This window comes from Pseudomonas laurylsulfativorans, from assembly GCF_002906155.1.
GTDB lineage: Bacteria > Pseudomonadota > Gammaproteobacteria > Pseudomonadales > Pseudomonadaceae > Aquipseudomonas > Aquipseudomonas laurylsulfativorans.
Genome location: NZ_MUJK01000014.1, coordinates 102,484 through 120,596, shown reverse-complemented (window position 1 = coordinate 120,596; position 18,113 = coordinate 102,484). Strand labels below are relative to the sequence as shown.

Annotated in this window: 17 protein-coding genes and 2 pseudogenes; 6 read left to right on the top strand and 13 right to left on the bottom strand. The window is 58.2% G+C overall.

Features of this window, described 5'->3' with window-relative positions:
* The first annotated feature begins 94 nt into the window (after positions 1–94).
* Positions 95–982, top strand: a complete 888-nt coding sequence (locus B0D71_RS27880) for a LysR family transcriptional regulator (RefSeq protein ID WP_103397574.1) — start codon at positions 95–97, stop codon at positions 980–982.
* A 149-nt stretch (positions 983–1,131) separates the two neighbouring features.
* On the opposite strand, the gene B0D71_RS27875 is transcribed toward B0D71_RS27880, so the two are convergent.
* A complete protein-coding gene (locus B0D71_RS27875; RefSeq protein WP_007974480.1) occupies positions 1,132–1,380 on the bottom strand; it encodes a DUF6124 family protein in 249 nt (82 codons plus the stop codon).
* 411 nt (positions 1,381–1,791) lie between these two features.
* Here B0D71_RS27875 and B0D71_RS27870 point away from each other — a divergent pair, with 411 nt between their 5' ends.
* A complete protein-coding gene (locus B0D71_RS27870; RefSeq protein WP_103397573.1) occupies positions 1,792–2,430 on the top strand; it encodes a glutathione S-transferase family protein in 639 nt (212 codons plus the stop codon).
* A 138-nt stretch (positions 2,431–2,568) separates the two neighbouring features.
* On the opposite strand, the pseudogene B0D71_RS32520 reads toward B0D71_RS27870, so the two are convergent.
* From B0D71_RS32520 to B0D71_RS27860, 3 genes and pseudogenes are all read right to left on the bottom strand, one after another.
* A pseudogene (locus B0D71_RS32520) lies at positions 2,569–2,985 on the bottom strand (methyl-accepting chemotaxis protein); the annotation flags it as partial.
* 129 nt (positions 2,986–3,114) lie between these two features.
* Positions 3,115–3,888, bottom strand: a pseudogene (locus tag B0D71_RS32515) (PAS domain-containing protein); the annotation flags it as partial.
* 416 nt (positions 3,889–4,304) lie between these two features.
* Positions 4,305–5,177, bottom strand: coding sequence for a LysR family transcriptional regulator (locus B0D71_RS27860; RefSeq protein WP_103397571.1), 873 nt, complete (start codon positions 5,175–5,177; stop codon positions 4,305–4,307).
* A gap of 99 nt (positions 5,178–5,276) precedes the next feature.
* On the opposite strand from B0D71_RS27860, the gene gstA reads away from it, so the two are divergent.
* Positions 5,277–5,879 carry a glutathione transferase GstA gene (gene gstA / locus B0D71_RS27855; RefSeq protein ID WP_103397570.1) on the top strand — a complete coding sequence of 201 codons (603 nt, stop codon included), beginning with the start codon at positions 5,277–5,279 and terminating at the stop codon, positions 5,877–5,879.
* A 142-nt stretch (positions 5,880–6,021) separates the two neighbouring features.
* On the opposite strand, the gene B0D71_RS27850 is transcribed toward gstA, so the two are convergent.
* From B0D71_RS27850 to B0D71_RS27835, 4 genes are all read right to left on the bottom strand, one after another.
* Entirely contained in the window at positions 6,022–7,035 is a 1,014-nt protein-coding gene (locus B0D71_RS27850) for an ABC transporter substrate-binding protein (RefSeq protein ID WP_103397569.1), read from the bottom strand.
* Positions 7,032–7,580, bottom strand: coding sequence for a sigma-70 family RNA polymerase sigma factor (locus tag B0D71_RS27845; protein WP_103397568.1), 549 nt, complete (start codon positions 7,578–7,580; stop codon positions 7,032–7,034). Before B0D71_RS27845 ends, B0D71_RS27850 begins: the two co-directional genes overlap by 4 nt.
* A gap of 143 nt (positions 7,581–7,723) precedes the next feature.
* Positions 7,724–8,515, bottom strand: coding sequence for a phosphate/phosphite/phosphonate ABC transporter substrate-binding protein (locus B0D71_RS27840; protein ID WP_103397567.1), 792 nt, complete (start codon positions 8,513–8,515; stop codon positions 7,724–7,726).
* A gap of 142 nt (positions 8,516–8,657) precedes the next feature.
* Positions 8,658–9,599, bottom strand: a complete 942-nt coding sequence (locus tag B0D71_RS27835; protein WP_103397566.1) for a fatty acid desaturase — start codon at positions 9,597–9,599, stop codon at positions 8,658–8,660.
* A gap of 329 nt (positions 9,600–9,928) precedes the next feature.
* Here B0D71_RS27835 and B0D71_RS27830 point away from each other — a divergent pair, with 329 nt between their 5' ends.
* The gene (locus B0D71_RS27830) at positions 9,929–10,339 is read left to right on the top strand and encodes a GNAT family N-acetyltransferase (RefSeq protein ID WP_103397565.1); all 411 of its coding nucleotides are present in this window, start codon (positions 9,929–9,931) and stop codon (positions 10,337–10,339) included.
* Between the two features lie 119 nt (positions 10,340–10,458).
* Here B0D71_RS27830 and def read toward each other — a convergent pair whose 3' ends face one another.
* The 3 genes from def to B0D71_RS27815 form a co-directional block, all read right to left on the bottom strand.
* The gene (gene def, locus B0D71_RS27825; protein ID WP_103397564.1) at positions 10,459–10,998 is read right to left on the bottom strand and encodes a peptide deformylase; all 540 of its coding nucleotides are present in this window, start codon (positions 10,996–10,998) and stop codon (positions 10,459–10,461) included.
* Positions 10,999–11,000: 2 nt separating this feature from the next.
* On the bottom strand, positions 11,001–11,957 hold the full coding sequence (locus tag B0D71_RS27820) for a YihY/virulence factor BrkB family protein (RefSeq protein WP_103397563.1): 957 nt from the start codon (positions 11,955–11,957) through the stop codon (positions 11,001–11,003).
* Between the two features lie 177 nt (positions 11,958–12,134).
* Positions 12,135–12,326: a CsbD family protein gene (locus B0D71_RS27815; protein ID WP_103397562.1), complete on the bottom strand. Its 192-nt coding sequence runs from the start codon at positions 12,324–12,326 to the stop codon at positions 12,135–12,137.
* Between the two features lie 202 nt (positions 12,327–12,528).
* Between B0D71_RS27815 and B0D71_RS27810 the strand changes: the two genes are divergently transcribed.
* Complete coding sequence (locus B0D71_RS27810) at positions 12,529–12,906, top strand: hypothetical protein (protein ID WP_103397561.1); 378 nt, start codon at positions 12,529–12,531, stop codon at positions 12,904–12,906.
* A 210-nt stretch (positions 12,907–13,116) separates the two neighbouring features.
* On the opposite strand, the gene fadD1 is transcribed toward B0D71_RS27810, so the two are convergent.
* On the bottom strand, positions 13,117–14,817 hold the full coding sequence (fadD1, locus tag B0D71_RS27805) for a long-chain-fatty-acid--CoA ligase FadD1 (protein WP_103397560.1): 1,701 nt from the start codon (positions 14,815–14,817) through the stop codon (positions 13,117–13,119).
* A 384-nt stretch (positions 14,818–15,201) separates the two neighbouring features.
* Positions 15,202–16,890 (bottom strand): long-chain-fatty-acid--CoA ligase FadD2, encoded by a 1,689-nt coding sequence (fadD2, locus tag B0D71_RS27800; RefSeq protein ID WP_103397559.1) that lies wholly within the window; start codon positions 16,888–16,890, stop codon positions 15,202–15,204.
* Positions 16,891–17,148: 258 nt separating this feature from the next.
* On the opposite strand from fadD2, the gene B0D71_RS27795 reads away from it, so the two are divergent.
* Complete coding sequence (locus tag B0D71_RS27795) at positions 17,149–18,093, top strand: alpha/beta hydrolase (RefSeq protein ID WP_103397558.1); 945 nt, start codon at positions 17,149–17,151, stop codon at positions 18,091–18,093.
* The last annotated feature ends 20 nt before the right edge of the window (positions 18,094–18,113 follow it).

Genomic DNA, 18,113 nt, shown 5'->3' with positions numbered 1-18,113 from the left:
CTGACGGTATCTTTGGTCCAGAAGAAGCATGGCGCCACAAAAACAAAATGTCTAATATTTAGAATATACAGAATTAGTATCTTTGGAGTCCTAATTGGAACTCAGGCATCTACGTTATTTCGTCGTTACGGCCCAAGCGGAGAACTTCACACGAGCCGCCGAACAACTTGGGATCGCCCAACCCCCGCTTGGGCAGCAAATACGTGATTTGGAGGATGAAATTGGCACCCCACTTTTCCACCGGATAGGACGCGGCGTCGTACTCAGTGATGCTGGCAGGGTATTCCTGGTATCGGCACAAGATATTCTTGCGCGTGCCGAAGACGCCCAAAAAAATGCGCGGCGCGCCGCACGAGGAGAGGTCGGTTCGTTGAACCTGGGATTCACCGAGTCCGCTTCGTTCAACGATACCGTCACCGGTTTGATCAGCCGTTACCAGCGACAGCACCCCAAGGTGGAGGTAAACCTTGAGGAGAACGATAGCGAATCGCTTATTGCCAGGCTCGGCCGTGGAGAAATTGACGCTGCGTTTGTCAGGCCTCCGTTTGCTATGGACGGCGACATTGACTTCATCACCTTATCCGAAGAGCCACTTATTGTTGTCCTGCCTGACGGCCACCCATTAACGTCACGCAAGCGTCTGTCGCTTGCTGATTTACGGCAGGAAAACTTCATCCTGTATTCGCGAAAATCCGGTTATGGGCTGAGTGCGGATATCGTGACCGCTTGCCGGCAATCTGGCTTCAATCCGACCATCCGTCAGCAGGCACCCCAACTATCATCCGCTGTGAATCTGGTATCTGCCGGGATGGGTATTGCAGTGGTACCCGCATCGATGCAGCGAATTCAACGCGCTGACCTGCAATACAGAGCACTTCGGCTTGAGTGGCCGAAGGCGATACTTGGATTGGCCACGCGAAAGACAAATCAGTCAACTGTAGTCAAAGACCTGATTAGTTCGACGAAAATCGCAACACCGTAGTTGATCCTCCAATACAGCCCCTATTGTGGCGAGGGAGCTTGCCCCCGTTCGGCGGCGCAGCCGTCGCAATGCGGATAGAACGCATCCATTCATATTGGGAGTGCTTCGCACTCGAGCGGGAGCAAACTCCCTCGCCACAGGTTCGACGATCAATCCTGCGGATCAAGGTTATCCAGCACCCGATTCACCGCCAGTTCCGCCAGCATGATGATCTGTGCAATCGCCAGTGCCGTGTTGCGCTGACTGCCTTCCAGAAAAGTCGCAAAGTCATTGGTCATCACACTCGCCGAGGCCAGTGATTCGCAGGCGTGCGCCAACAGCGTTTCGTTATTGATGCCGGGTGAGATGGAGAACATTGGGCTGGGATTGCGTGGGGGGTTGGGCGTGGGTTTGAACATGGTGATGCTCCTAGAGTGATGGAGCTGCCACGATTCGCTGCTAGACGAAAATAAGGTGGCAGCCGTGCGCGGGCTAGCAGACCAGGACTCTAGAACCCGGTAGACCCGAAGGTCTTCCCGCGCACAGCCGCCATAACATGAGCTAACAGATATAAAAAACACCTGCTCACGAGTGGTGGACGCTATGCGCCTAAAGTATCCAGGCTGCTAGACCCGATCGCTGAATTTGCAGCGACACGGAACGATAGAGTCCGGATACCAGGCGCACAAGTCGGCGGATTCTGGCGTAGTTGTAGGCAAGGGTGCAAGAAACTGTAACCTGCGAAACTCATCTGAAGCCGCTTTCCTAAGGCGCCTTCCTACATGCCACCACCTACAATTGCCTGTAAGCCATTCTCGCTGGAGAAGACCATGGAACATGTACTGAAAATTCTCGGCAAAGCCTCGTCCATCAACGTCAGAAAAGTCCTGTGGACCTGCGAGGAACTGGGCATAACCTACGAACGCGAGGACTGGGGCAGTGGCTTCGCGTCCACCCATAGCCCCGAGTTTCTCAGGCTCAACCCCAACGCCCTGGTGCCGGTGATCATCGATGAAGCGGGTGTGTTGTGGGAGTCCAATACCATCTGCCGCTACCTGGTGGGCAAACACCATCACCATCATGCCGAGCTACTGCCGACCGAACCAGCCGCCCGCGCCCGGGTGGAGCAGTGGATGGATTGGCAAGCCACCGAGCTCAATCCGTCCTGGAGATACCCGTTCATGGCACTGGTGCGCAAGGACCCGGAATTCCAGGACCCGCATAGCCTCGAGGTCGGTGTCCGCGGCTGGAACCAGAAGATGGGCATCCTCGAACATCAACTCGCAACCACCAAGGCGTATGTCGCCGGGCCACGGTTTACCCTGGCCGACGTTGTCATCGGCCTGTCCGTCAACCGCTGGCTGATGACCCCGATCGAGCGTCCGGACTACCCCGCCGTCGATGACTATTTCAAACGCCTGGCGCAACACCAGGGGTTCCTGAAGCATTGCTGCAACGGCTTGCCTTGAGGAGCCGAAAAATGCCGCGCTGTTTTTTGTAGGAGCGAGCTTGCTCGCGAAGGACCTGAGAACACCGCGTTCAACCAGCCTTCACGCGTTATCGTTGACGTCCATCGCGAGCAAGCTCACTCCTACAAGTTGCCCTGCTTAGTTCAATTGCAAGGTCGAGTTGAACTGACTGATCGCATCCACCACGTGGCGCGAGCCCTGCTGGATTTCCAGGATCACCTCCCCTGCCTCGTTCGCCAGCTCTACGCCGAGGCCGGTTCGGCTCAAACTTGATTGCATGCTAGACACCGCGCTCAGCGACAAGTCGTGGTTCTTGCGCACCACTTCGACAATCTCCAGCGTCGCCTGACTGGTGCGTGCCGCGAGGCTGCGCACTTCATCGGCCACTACCGCGAATCCGCGCCCGTGCTCGCCAGCGCGGGCCGCTTCGATCGCGGCGTTGAGCGCCAGCAGGTTGGTCTGATCGGCAATGCCGCGGATGGTCTGCACGATGGTGCCGATGATGTCGGACTGCTTGCTCACGGCATCGATGCTCAGCGCCGCTTCGTTCAGGTCTTTGGAAATGTCCTGGATGATCTGCACTGTCTGCTGCACCACCTCGGAACCTTTGCGTGCACAGACGTCGTTTTGCACCGAAGTGCTGTGGGCCGATTCAGCGGCGGTTTGCAGGGTGGTCATCTGGTGAGTGATGTCGCTGGCAAACTTGACCACTTTGTACAATCGGCCCTTGGCGTCGAACAACGGGTTATATGACGCTTCTAGAAATACCGTCTGTCCCTGTTTGTTTCTGCGCTCGAAACGATGGGAGTGATATTCGCCGCGGTTGAGCGACGCCCAGAAATTCCGGTAGTTCTGGGACTCGGCTTCGGCACGGTGGCAGAACAGGCTGTGATGCTGCCCCACCACTTCGTTGAGCGAGTACTGCATGGTTTTCAGGAAGTTTTCGTTGGCACTGATGACCTTGCCTTCGGGGGTGAATTCGATCACGGCCATGGAGCGGCCGATCGCGGCGAGCCGGGCTTCGTTTTCGTGCTCCTTGTTGACCCGGGCGGTGATGTCGGTGGCGACCTTGATCACGCTTTTTACTTGTCGGTCGGGACCCAGCACTGGCATGTAGCTGGCTTCAAGCCAGATCTCCCGGCCGCTTTTGTGCAAGCGCAAAAAGGTCCCGCTCAGCGGCTCGCCCCGCGCCAGGTCGCGCCACAATTTGGTGTAGTCATCGCTGCGGTAATACTGCTCTTCACAAAAGACCCGGTGATGCTTGCCGCGCACTTCTTCGGCGCTGTAACCCATGACACTGCAAAAGTTTTCGTTGGCATCGATGACGATGCCGTCCGGGGTGAATTCAATCATCGCCATTGAGCGACTGATTGCCGCCAACTTGGCGTTGGCCTCAGTCAGCGCACAGCTGAATCGTTCGATTTCCAGCAGGTCAGCCTTGTGATGTAGGTTGAACATTGTTGTATCACCTTCAGCGCGGTTTTTTGATTGATGAAAGTTGCAGGTCTTTCAAATCCACCACTACGTTCCTTGGAACAGGCACACGCATTCCTCCAAAAAGAAGGACTCGTCAGGTGATAAATGATGATCAATCGGAGGGTCCTTATAGCGACACGCTCATCAAGACATCCTTCTCTTGATAGCCCGCATGCGGGCCAGCCCTAACAGATTCAAAGCAAATTCCATTTAGCGCACAACTCCATTTCCGTTAAGTGTCGGTGCCTTTAATTGCGCACTCTTGCAGCACAACATCGACCGCCTCATCACGGTCGACATGGTTAGTTACAACTGATCATAGACAGCAACCTTGGGCTTGCAAGGCCACTAGTCGGCCAGCATTGAGGACAAAAACGGTTCAGCAATTGGTTGGGGGGTTACCGTTCGTCGAGCATGTCCCGCAGCGCCTGCACCGCCGCCGACGGTGGTTTGTTCGCCGCGACCACCAAGGCAAACTCGCGCTCGATCCGCGGCAACACCGGCACCACACGTAAACCCTGGCGATTACCCGGCAATGTCATTTCCGGCACCAGGCTCACGCCGATGTTTTCCCGCACCAGGGTGAACGCACTGCTCCATTCACGGACCTCGACGCGCACATCCTGCAGTTGCAGGCCCGCATCGGCAGCCAGGCTTCGTGCATTGGTCGAACAACCGCCCGTGGCCAATACAAAGGGTTGCGCCGCCAACTCGGCGAGAGACACGCCTTCTTCATGGGAGCGCCGCGCCAGCGGGTGGCCGCCGGGCAATACCGCCATCCACGCATCGCGTCCCAAAGGACTGGCCTTGCGCTCGGCGGATGGATTGAGCACCACGCCGACATCCACCAACCCTGCGCCGAGCAGGGTTTCCACTTCGTCATCGCTGACTTCCAGGGCGGCCACCTCGATGCCCGGATACAGCCGGTTGAACTGACGCAGCAACGGCGGCAGAAAGGTCGCCAGTACCATGGGAAAACTGGCCAGGCGAATCGTCCCGCGTTGAACACCTTTTGCGGCCTCGACGGTGCTACGAATAGCTTCCAGCGCACCGAGCATGGTCCGTGCCTGCTCGATGACCGGCAGGCCGATGGCTGTCGGCAACGTCTGGCGATTCTCCCGGCTGAACAACTGCACGCCCAGGGTTTCCTCGATCAAGGCCAGGGCCTGGCTGGCGCCGGACTGGGTCATGCCGACCCGTTCGGCGGCGCGGGTGATGTTGCCGGTGTCCGCCACGGCCACCACCATTCGCCAGTGCATCAGGTTCATCATGGCAGTAGCTTTCCTTATGGCAGATTTCTGAAAGATTAATTTTACCGAGAGTGCCGCGCACTATGACACTGGCGTAAACCCACAACCAGAGCCCGCCCCATGAAGCTGTATTACGCCCCCCAAGCCTGCTCGCTCGCACCGCATATCGTATTGCGCGAACTGGAACTGCCCTTCCAATTGATCCGCGTCGACAACATCACCAAAACCACCGCCGACGGCGACGACTTTCTCGCCATCAACCCCAAGGGTTACGTCGCTGCCTTGCAGCTGGAGAACGGCGAAGTACTGACCGAAGGCCCGGCGATCCTGCAATACCTGGCGGATCTGCAGCCGCAAGCGAAACTGGCCGCAGCCCAGGGGACATTCGAGCGGGTGCGGTTGCAAGAGTGCCTGAACTTCCTTTCGACGGAGATTCATGGCGGGCTCGGTTGGCTGTTCAACAGCCGACTCCCGGATGAAGTGAAAGCGTTGATCAAGGAGAAGCTGTTCAAGCGTTTTGCCGTGTTGAACCAGACGTTGGAGCGACAGGATTTTTTGATGGTGGGCGGGTTCAGTGTTGCTGATGCGTACTTGTTTACGGTGTTGCGTTGGGCGAGGTTGTTTGAGATTGATTTGAATGAGTGGCCGGCGTTGGCAGGGTTTCAAGCGAGGGTGGATCAGCGGCCGGCGGTGAAGGCGGCGTTGGCCGCCGAATTGGCGTAAGACTGGAGACTATTCGCGAGCAAGCCCGCTCCCACAGGGGATCGCTGTTGACCACGGGATGTGTGGGCGCAACAGATCCAATGTGGGAGCGGGCTTGCTCGCGAAGACGGCAGTTCAAGCACCACAGAAACGTCAGAAAGTACTACAAGCTTGCACTCACCTTGGTTGCCACCTCCCCTGGCACCCAGCCCTTCCACACCTGCGGTTGCTCACGCAAAAACGCTTCGGCGACTTCGCGGGGTTTCTGGCGCTTTTCGCTCATCTGGCCCAAGGTCTGGTTCAACAGATCAATCGGCAAATCAACCTTTTCAAAGAACGTCACCAGATCCGGGTATTGCGCCTTGAACGGTGCCGATACGCCTATGGCCAGGCTCGCCGGCATCGAGCGCGTGCCCTTGGGGTTCGGGTTGTTGGCGTCGGCCAGGGTTTTCCAGGCTTCGGCGTCGAACGGCGGTTCGTCGAGCTTCACCAGTTTGAAACGCCCCAGCAGCGGTGTTGGCGACCAGTAGTAGAACAGCACCGGTTTGCCACGGCGAATCGACGACGCCACCTCGGCATCCAGCGCGGCACCGGAGCCGGTGCGGAAGTTGACGTAGCTGGCGGTCAGGTCATAGGCCTTGAGTTTCTGACTGTTGACGATTTCCGAGGTCCAGCCGGTCGGGCTGTTGAGGAAGCGTCCGCGGCTCGGGTCTTCAGGGTCGCGGAACACGTCCTTGTACTTCGCCAGATCGGCAACGGATTTCAGCTCGGGGGCCAACGGTTTGATGCGGCGTTCGGGGTCACCCTTGATCACGTACTCCGGCACCCACCAGCCTTCGGTGGCGCCTTTGACCGTATCGCCAAGGCCGAACACTTTGCCCTCCGCCGCCGCCTTGACCCAGGCAGGGCTGCGTCCGGCCCACTCTTCACCGATGACCTGAATATCGTTTTTGGCCAGCGCCGCTTCCAGGCTGACGGTGCTGCCCGGCAGTGTGTCGGTCGGGTAGCCGTAACCTTTTTCAACGATCAGGCGCAGGATTTCGGTGATCAAACTGCCGCTTTCCCAAGTGATGTCGCCGAAGTGAATGGGTGCGGTTTTTTCCGTGGCCGATGCCGGGTGGGACAACAGGCTCAGGGCCAGCAGTGAACTGCCGAGCAGGGTTTTGATCGATCTCATGCGGACCTCTTGTTCTGGAGTGGACGGTTCAGGGCTTGATTGGCGCTGTGCCGGTCGCACAGGGCTTGGGAACGGGTCATGTAGTCGCTGACCGAACGCAGCGAGATGCCCAGCGAAGCGGCAATTTGCGGATAGGTGAGGCCGTCGATCCGCGACAGCAGGAAGGTCGAGCGGACTTTGCCGGGCAGGCGCTGAAGGCTGCGATCCACACGGGTCAGGGTCTGGGACAAATGAGCCAGCTGCTCCGGCGAATCGGCGTGGTCAGGCTCGGCCTGTTGCATTTGCTGAACGTACCGGCGCTCCAGATCCCCTCGACGCCAACGCTGATAAAGCAGGCGTTGGGCGATGGTGGTGAGCAAGGCACGGGGTTCGCGGATGGCCGTCAGGCCAGGGGCTTCGAGCAATTGCACAAAGGTTTCGCTGGCAATGTCTTCGACACCGGCGGCATCGTTCAGGGATTGACGCAGGCGTATGCAGAGCCAGTGGTAGTGAGCGCGGAACAGGCTGTCCACGTGTTTACGATGAAGAATATCGGTGCCGGACATAGGGGCTCCTGGGTTAGGGGTCGCTGAATGTCCGGTGGTCCGGTGAGGCGAATCCTAGCAAGGAGACTTATTCGTTAATAATATTTAAAACTTATTTTTATATTCCTATAAAGAATTAAAAATTGCTTGCCCCTGCCAGTCCGTCATCGCAAATGCCCATACCCCAATGCCTCAGCCTCACGCTGATAATCGAGCACAACCTGATAGTCGCTTTCGCTAGCCGGCAGCACCTCTGGCAAACCGAGGGTTTCGGCGACATCAGGCAACTCGCGCAGCGCTTGATTCATCGCCTGTAATAGCGCTTCAGCCTGCTGATCGCTGACGGTGGCTGACGTGATGTAGGGCAAGGTCGGGCTCAAAGCACTGCGAGTGATCACGCGCAAACCCGCCACTTCCTCTGCGGCGTGACGCGCCAGATAGGCAAAGGTCACGCTGTCGATGGCCGCCAGGTCAGCAAGGCCTTCGCGCAACCAGCGCAGGCTTTCGCGATGGCTACCGCTGACGCCGACCTCAGCAAAAAACTGCCCGTCGTGTTGCAACGGCGCCAACCGGTGGCGTAGCAAGTTCATGCCGCTGTTGGAGTCCTGGCCATTGATCACGCCCCGGCTGTGGCGAAAATCCGCCAGGGTTTGCCGTGCATCAGCAACGGGGCCCAGAATCAGGCTGCAATGATTTCCGCAACTGCTGTCCGGTAGTTCATAACGAGGGCGGCCCAGTACCCGGACCTTGCCACGCAATGCCGTCATCAGCGGATAACCGCAGGTTTGTGTGAGCAGCAAGTGCGGCGACAGCCACAGGTCCGGCAGTGACAGGCCTTCGGCATCACGACGGGTCTCACCCAAGTGCTCGAGGATTCGCGCCAGCCAGCGTTCGTTGGCCTGGTGGATCAGCTCGGGGGCGACGTACATCTGTAGTTCGGCGATGTGTTGGGTCATCAAAACTTCCTCATGCAACGCAATCCCCTGTAGGAGCGAGCCTGCTCGCGATGGGCGACAACGATAACGCGGGAAGCCTGATTCACCTCGGCGCTCTCAGGTTTTTCGCTCGCTCCTACAGGGTTTGAAGGTGATCCATGCTTCAGTGAAACGGATGCCTCGGGCTGTCGATGGCTTTGACGCCATGTTCACGCCACAACTGCCCATAACCCTGCACCAGAAACCCGCCGCTGCGCACCAGCCATTGCTCACGACGGGCCCGGTAGGCGCGTGGCAAGTCGTACCAGGGCAAGCCCGGCAATTCGTGATGCACCAGATGAAAATTGAGGTTCAGAAACAGCCAGCGCCACGGCCATGCGGCTTCATTGAGCACGGTTCGTTGTTTCGGCGCTGCAAGAGGTCGATGTTCATAGTAGGAGCGAATCATGGCGATCGACAGCGCTGGCAAGCTGATCAAGAACAGGTAATGCCAAACCGGCAACACACTGAAGTTCTTGATGAGCAGCAGCATCAACCCGGTCATCGCGCCATGACTCAACCACATCAGCCAGGCCTGACGATTGCCGGCTTTCAAGCGTTGCAACTCTTCACCGGCCAGCGCCAGCAAGGCCAACGGAGCACCCAGGGCAAAGCGGCCAAGTACGGTCTTGTTCAGCCAGTGCAGCCTGCGCACCAGTATTGAACTGCCCTGCCACTGCCCGGCGCTCAGGTAACGGCTTTCCGGATCGCGACCGGGGATAGTCAGGTCCTCGTCGCGGTGATGCAACAAGTGGCTATCGCGGTACAAGGTGTACGGATACCAGACGGCAAACGGCGCGTAGCCAAGGATTTTGTTCAGGATTGGCCAGCGCGTGGGATGACCGTGCAGCAGTTCGTGTTGCACGGATAACCACAGCACCAGCAGTGGAATCAGCAACAGCGTGCTCCCCCACAAACCCAGCCGATGGCTGTACAACACGATGCCGAACCAGCCCCCATACACACCGATCAACAGCAACCAGGTGGGCCATTCGGTACGGGCGGTGAAGCGTCGGCGCAGGGTTTCGATTTCTTCTTGGTGGGCGCTATCGAAATAATGGGGCATGGCGTTGCTCAGATCGGGAACCAGTCCCCTTCTGTGCAATGGCCTTGGGAAATCCTGCAGATTATTTTCGGGAGGATCGCTCCCATGTTGCATGGGAGCGATCAGTCAACGCGGGATCAGTGACCGAACACACCAACCTTCTTGGCCTTCTTGTCCGCGCGTTTTTCAATGGCGGTTTTCGCCGGTTTCTTTTTCGCTGCTTTCTTTGAATCCATACCTTTGGACATGATGCGTACTCCACTCGAGGGGATGTGAGATCAGGTATACACCTATCCCGCAGCGCGTGTTCTTTTATAATCGCCCGCTTTGCACACCGACAGCCCTAGACCATGCCCGACACCCAATACGCCCTGCTCGACGAGCCGTTATGGCCCTTGATGAACAAGTTCTACCGCGCTCACCAATCGTCGATGAAGGCCGTGCGCGACGCACAGTTGTGGGTGGCCCGGCGTGAGCAGATTGTTGCCGCGCTGTGTTTGCGTCCGGTGTCCGGCGGGCATTGGCTGACCGGGTTGTTTGTCGATCCGGGGTGTCGCGAGCAAGGGATTGCCGCCGGGTTGATTGCGGCCGCGGTGAAGGATTGCGAACAGCCGGTGTGGTTGTTCTGTCATCCGGACTTGCGCGGGTTCTACGAGCGACACGGGTTTACTTTCGATCCGCCGATGCCTTACGCAATGGTTGAACGCTTGAGCCGATATGCGCGCAGCAAGCCGATGATTGCGATGGGGTTGGAACCCTGAATCTGTAGGAGCGAGCTTGAACTCGCGAAAAACCTGAGGGAAGCGCGTTAATCCAGAAAGTACGCGTTATCGTTAACGTCCATCGCGAGCAAGCTCGCTCCTACAGGGTTTTGCGGCGATTAATCGTCGGCGTTGGGGTCCAGGTCCGGGAACATCACCTCGGTGAAGCCGAACTTGCTGAAGTCGGTAATGCGCGACGGGTACAGGCGGCCGATCAGATGATCACATTCATGCTGCACCACCCGTGCGTGGAACCCTGAGGCAATACGCACGATGGGCTCGCCCTTGGGATCGACGCCTTCGTAGCGAATCTGCTGGTAACGCTGCACCGCGCCGCGCAGGCCCGGTACGGACAAGCAGCCCTCGAAACCCTCTTCCAGGGTCGGGCTCAGCGGTGTGATCAACGGATTGATCAGGATCGTCTGCGGTACGGCTTCGGCATCCGGATAACGCTCGCTGTGTTCGAATCCGAAGATCACCAGTTGCAGGTCGACGCCGATCTGCGGAGCAGCCAGGCCAACGCCCCCCACACTTTCCATGGTCTGGAACATGTCATCGATCAGTTGCCACAGTTCGGGACTGTCGAACATTTCGGCCGGCACTGGCGGGGCAATGCGCAGCAGGCGCTCGTCGCCCATTTTCAGAATTTCACGAATCATGATCAGGCTTCGTCAGTGGTCGGTTTGAGTGAGTGGTCCCGGCCCAGCCCCGACACGTGGTGCTTGGGTTCAATGCCCGGGCCGTGCTCGCCGGGGACTTTTTCGCCTGGGTCCTTGCCTTCTTTGGACATGTGCTCGATCACTGCATTCATCTCAGCCCCTAGAAGCAGCACGGCAGAGGAAATGTAGAAGTACAGCAACAGCACGATGATTGCACCGATGCTGCCATACATTGCGTTGTAGTTGGCGAATTCCTTGACGTACAAACCGAAGCCCAGGGACGCGACGATCCACACCACGACCGCCAGCACCGAACCTGGGGTGATGAAGCGAAACTCCTGTTTGACGTCGGGCATGACGTAGTAGATCAGCGCCACAGCGACCATCAGCAGGATCACGATCACCGGCCAGCGAACGATGGTCCAGAGCGTGACGATGAAGTACTCAAGACCGACTTGCGCTGCGATCCAGCCCATCACCTGCGGCCCGAGCACCATCAGCGCCGCGGCGATCAGCAGCATGCCGGCAATGCCGACGGTGTAGATGATCGACAACGGAAAGCGTTTCCACAGCGGGCGCCCTTCAACCACGTCGTAGGCCGCGTTCATCGCGCTCATCATCAGCCGCACACCGGCGGAGGCGGTATACAGCGCAATCACGATACCCACCGAGAGCAAGCCACCCTTGGATTGCTGCAACTGGTCGATCACCGGGTTGACCTGCTCCAGCGCCTGGGGCGGCAATACGAGTTCCGATTGCAGGCGCAACCAGGAGAAGAAATCCGGCAGGTGCAGGAAGCCGATCAGGGCAATCAGGAACAGGATGAACGGAAACAGCGAAAACAGCATTTGATAGGCCAGCGCCGAGGCATAGGTCGACATCTCGTCGGCGACGAACTCGGTGACCGTGCGCATCATCACACGGTGCAGGGGCAAGCCTCTCATGTCCGGAAAAATCATTCGCGTCTCCATTCGCCGCATACGGATTTGGGTTGAAGTCGTGGCGACTCAGGGGCCGTTTTCTTTCATCAAGGTAGCCCAGTTGGCGACTTTGAAACAATTTCAATGCGCAAGTTCAGGCTGACACAAAAACGGCCATCTGAAGATGGCCGCTTGTTGTTTTCATTAAAGGCCGGATCACGCCTTGTCGATGCCTTTCTTGAGCGCATCCTTGGCCTTGCCGACCGCTTGCTGGGCCTCGCCTTTGCGTTCCTGCATCACGCCTTCGGCACGCAGTTTATCGTTGCCGGTGGCTTTGCCGACGCCCTGCTTGACGTTGCCGGCGGCTTCATTGGCCATGCCTTTGACTTTATCGCTTGTGCTGCTCATGGTGATTCTCCGGTGAACATTTCAATGGGAAGAAAAGTCGTTACACAAGGTTGACCGGGGGCTTTTGCAGGGAGTTTCATTTATTTTCACCGCGACATTTCATCGCTCAGTGCAGGTTGCGCTTTATGTTTGCTGGCCAACACCTGAGAATGCGCAACACATTCAGGCCATGGCGCTGAAGATCCAATCCCGTAGGAATGTTATGAAACTCGATAAAAAGCAGGCCATTGCCCGCAGAAACCAGGAACTTGGCGGTGCTGTGCTTGGCGTCAACAACTGCCACTTCGCCGAATTGAACCGCAATCGCAACATCTGGTGGTTCGACCTCCCGGTGACGCGCCTGGCCATCGGTCAGTACGAGTGGATTCACCTGCTGATGCATACGCCAGCCACCGACGAACTGCTGCACCTGAAAGTGCCGACCGTGTTCCTGCGCGAGAAACTCGAAGGCCTGGTGGTGCGCAATGAAGGCAAGCGCAAGGCGGCATTGAGCCTGGAACTGAGCGCCGACAAGGACTCCTTCCTGCAGGACATGCGCCCGGCGGGGACTAACGTCAACTTCGCGCCGTTTCGCTTGTAATACACAGAACCCCTGTGGCGAGGGGCTTGCCCCCGTTGGGCTGCGAAGCCGTCGGACACCCGGCGAATGCAGTGTGTATGACACAACGGGGTAGATGGTTTTGGGGCTGCTTCGCAACCCAGCGGGAGCAAGCTCCCTCGCCACAAAAGCACTCAGACCAGAAAGTCTGCACCAACAAAAAGCCCCGCATCTGCGGGGCTTTTTGTTTGATTACGCGGTGGCTTTCTTCGCGTTGATCTTCTTCAGCTCTTCATCGCGCAATTCACGACGCAGGATCTTGCCGACGTTGGTGGTCGGCAGAGCATCGCGGAACTCCACGGCGCGCGGGACCTTGTAGCCGGTGACGTTGGCGCGCATGTGCTCCATCACCTGTTCCTTGGTCAGGGTCACGCCCGGCTTGGCAACGATGAAAATCTTGATCGCCTCGCCCGATTTCTCGTCCGGGACTCCGATTGCCGCGCATTGCAGCACGCCCGGCAGGGTGGCCAGCACGTCTTCGAGCTCGTTCGGGTACACGTTGAAACCGGAAACCAGAATCATGTCTTTCTTGCGATCGACAATGCGCATGTAGCCATCGGGCTGGATCAGCGCGATGTCACCGGTCTTCAACCAGCCTTCGCTGTCGAGGATCTCATCGGTGGCTTCCTGGCGCTGCCAGTAACCCTTCATGACTTGCGGACCCTTCACACACAACTCGCCGATTTCGCCCAATGGCTGCTCGACACCGGCATCGTTAATGACTTTGCACAGGGTCGACGGAACCGGAATGCCGATGGTGCCGATCTGGATGTGCTGGATCGGGTTCACCGTCGCCACCGGGCTGGTTTCGGTCATGCCGTAGCCTTCGCAGATGGCGCAACCGGTCACCGCTTTCCAGCGTTCGGCCGCGGCCAGTTGCAGGGCCATGCCGCCAGACAAGGTAACTTTCAGCGCGGAGAAATCCAGCTTGCGGAAGCCTTCGTTGTTGCACAGGGCCACGAACAGTGTGTTCAAACCGACAAAGCCGCTGAACTTCCACTTCGACAGTTCCTTGACCATCGCCGGCAGGTCGCGCGGGTTGCTGATCAGGATGTTGTGGTTGCCGATCAGCATCATCGCCATGCAATGAAAGGTGAACGCATAGATGTGGTACAGCGGCAGCGGCGTGATCAGGATTTCGCAACCTTCATTGAGGTTGGAGCCCATCAGCGCCTTGCACTGCAGCATGTTCGCCACCAGGTTGCGGTGGGTCAGCATCGCCCCCTTGGCCACGCCGGTGGTGCCGCCGGTGTATTGCAGCACCGCGACATCGCTGCTGGCCGGGTTGGCTTCCGCCACTGGCTGGCCCTGGCCTTTGCTCAGCACGTCATTGAACTTGACGGCTTTCGGCAAGTGATAGGCCGGTACCATCTTCTTCACGTACTTGATGACGCTGTTGATCAGCAAGCGCTTGAGCGGCGGCAGCAGGTCAGCGACTTCGGTGACGATCACGTGCTTGACGCCGGTTTTCGGCACCACGGTTTCTGCCAGGTGTGCCATGTTGGCCAGGCAGACCAAGGCCTTGGCACCGGAGTCGTTGAATTGGTGCTCCATTTCCCGTGCGGTGTACAGCGGGTTGGTATTGACCACGATCAGCCCGGCGCGGATGGCGCCGAAGACAGCAACCGGGTACTGCAGCACGTTGGGCAGTTGCACGGCGATTCGATCGCCGGGCTGCAAATCGGTATGCTGTTGCAGGTAAGCGGCAAACGCACCGGACAATTCGTACAGTTCACCGTAGGTGAGTGTTTTGCCCAGGTTGCTGAATGCCGGCTTGTTGGCGAAGCGTTGGCAGGATTGCTTCAACACTGCCTGAATATTCGGATACTCGTCTGGATTGATGTCAGCAGCAATCCCAGCTGGGTACTTATCCTTCCAAAAGTCTTCGATCATGGAAGCCCACTCCTCAGCAACGCGAATTCAGCACCGCATTTGATGCGATTATTATTGGTGTTTGGCCATTGGTGAATCTGGCTGATAGAAGGCCGAGAAGTCACAAAGCGCGCCGAGAGTAGCAGCTTTGCCAAGGGTCGACTAGAGCCAAAAGCGGCCTCTACGGTCACTTTTGTGACTCAAGACCTGCAAGAAGTCATTTTAGAGCAAAAAACCTATAAAGCCCTGTAACCCACAGAATTCGGGGCTTTAGCGTACGCCGAAAAGCATCGCGGGCAAGCCCACTCCTACAGGGTTCGCGTCGTACACATAATATGTGCACAACAATGAACCTGTGGGAGCGTGGCTTGCCCGCGATCCGCGCACAGCGCGGCCATTCAGCGATTACGCGATATCACGCAACTCCCGCCGCAGGATCTTGCCCACCGGCGTCATCGGCAACGATTCGCGCAGCACGATGTGCTTCGGTACTTTATACGCCGTGAAGTTCTCCTTGCAGTAAGCCTTAAGCTCTTCAAGGCTGACGCCTGCCTCTCGGGCCACGACGAACAACTTCACCGCCTCTCCCGACCGTTCATCTGGCACGCCGATGACCGCACAGTTGGCGACTTTAGGGTGAGCCATCACGATGTCTTCGATCTCGTTCGGGTACACGTTGAAACCCGAGACAATGATCATGTCCTTCTTGCGATCGACGATGCGCACGAAACCGTCCGGGTCGATCACCGCAATGTCACCGGACTTGAACCAGCCCTCGGCATCCAGCACCTCGGCCGTGGCATCCGGTTTCTGCCAATAGCCCTTCATGATCTGCGGGCCCTTGATGCATAGCTCGCCGCGCTCACCCAAAGGTTGTTCGACGCCGTCATCGCTGATGACTTTCAGCGTGGTGCCCGGCACCGGCATGCCAACCGTACCGATCCGCGATTGATCGCCGTAGGGGTTGGTGCAGGCCACCGGCGAAGTTTCAGTCAGGCCGTAACCTTCGGTGATGCGGCAACCGGTCAGTTGTTCCCACCGCTCGGCGGTGGCCTTGACCAGCGCAGTACCGCCGGAGTTGGTGAGCTTGAGGCTGGAGAAGTCCAGGGTCTTGAATTCCGGGTGATCCATCAGCGCGACGAACAGTGTGTTGAGCCCCAGCAACGCCGAGAACCGCCACTTCTTCAGTTCCTTGATGAAGCCGCCGATGTCCCGTGGGTTGGTGATCAGCACGTTGTGGTTGCCGGTTACCATCATGCACATGCAGTTCGCCGTGAAGGCATAGATATGGTACAGCGGCAGCGGCGCGATCATGACCTCCTGACCTTCGCGCAACAGCGGCTGACCGTCGCTGGACGACTGGCTGAGGCAGGCCCGTGCCTGTTGCATGTTCGCCACCAGGTTGCCATGGGTCAGCATCGCGCCCTTGGCCAGGCCGGTGGTGCCGCCGGTGTATTGCAGCACGGCGATGTCGTCGAGGCCGACATTCAGCGGCTTGATGCCCAGGCCCCGGCCCATGCGCAGCGCGCTCTTGAAGGAAACAGCCAGGGGCAAGGAATAGTCCGGGACCATCTTCTTGACCTTGCTCACCACAGTGTTGACCAGCCAACCCCTGGCGGTGGGCATCAGGTCGCCCATCTTCGCTTCGATCAGGTACTGGATATTGGTGTCGGGGAGCACTTCCTGGACTTTCTGGCCGAACATGTTCAGGTATACCAGCGCCCGGGCACCAGAGTCCTTGAACTGGTGACGCATTTCCCGCGCGGTGTACAACGGGTTGGTGTTGACCACGATCAGCCCGGCGCGCAAGGCACCGAACACGGCAATCGGGTAATGCAGGACGTTGGGCATCTGCACTGCAATGCGGTCTCCCGGCACCAGGTCGGTGTGGGCTTGCAGGTAGCCGGCAAAGGCAGCGCTTTGACGCTCCAGTTCGGCGTAGGTCAGGGTGACACCCATGTTGCTGAACGCGGGGCGGTCAGCAAACTTCTTGCAGGAACGCTCGAACACCTCGAGCACCGACTTGTAAGCCCCCAGATCGATATCCAGGGGGACGCCGGCCGGGCGTTTGTCATTCCAGAAATCAGGTTGCATTGTTCTTGTCCTCTTTACCTGAATCTATCCGGGGCCACTTTTCTGTCATTTCTCTTTGATCCCTCAAAGGCAGAAAGCGAAAAGCGGAGCTTCACGGACACTAGCAGTTATGACGATTCAGGCAAATATGCGCACAAGCGTCATTGACCGTATGAATCTTCGTGCCGTGGCGTAGGCTGATCAGACGCCCAGGCAAGGATGCGCTATAAACTGCAACGAGCTGTTTCCAACCAGGCAGCCTCATGCAAAGGAACCGCCATGATCCATGACACTTTCTGGCTGACCACGAGCGACCACAGCCGCCTCTTCGTCAACCAGTGGCTTCCCGACGGCAGCCTCAAGGCAATGATTCTGCTCGCTCACGGCATGGCCGAGCACAGCGGTCGCTATGGCCCCTTGGCGGAAAAACTCTGTGATCAGGGCTACGGCGTGTGCGCGCCTGACCTGCGTGGACATGGCAAAACTGCCGAAAACGGGACGCTCGGACATTTCGCCGATGACGATGGCTGGTGCAAGGTCGTGAGCGACCTGGCCAGCCTCAACCAGCACATCGGCCAGCAATACCCTGGCGTGCCGATCGTGCTGCTCGGCCACAGCATGGGCAGCTACCTCGCCCAGGCCTATCTGGTGCACCACAGCGCCAGCCTGCACGGGGCAATCCTCAGCGGCTCGAACTTCCAGCCTGTGGCGCTTTATCGCGCGGCACGGCAAATCGCCCGTTTCGAACGCCTGCGCCAGGGTGGCAAAGGACGCAGCGCATTGATCGAATGGCTGTCGTTCGGTTCGTTCAACAACAAATTCAAACCGGCACGCACGCCGTTCGATTGGCTCAGCCGTGATCCGGCGCAGGTCGACCTGTACGTCAACGACCCGCTCTGCGGTTTCCGTTGCACCAATCAACTGTGGATCGACTTGCTCGGTGGCTTGCAGCAAATCAGCAAAGCGTCCAATCTCGCCCAGATCGACCCGGGCCTGCCACTGCTGGTGATTGGCGGTGAATGTGATCCGGTGAGTGAGGGCAAACGTCTCAAGGATCTGGCCGACGCGCTGCGGGCGGCCGGCAGCCGGCACCTGCAACTGACCGTTTACCCGCAGGCGCGGCACGAACTGTTCAACGAGAGCAACCGCGATGAAATCATCGCCGACGTGCTGAACTGGATCGCACAGGCCTTGAGCACTCCTCGGCCCCACCGATCCGAATAGTTTTTTGTGAATTTTTTAAT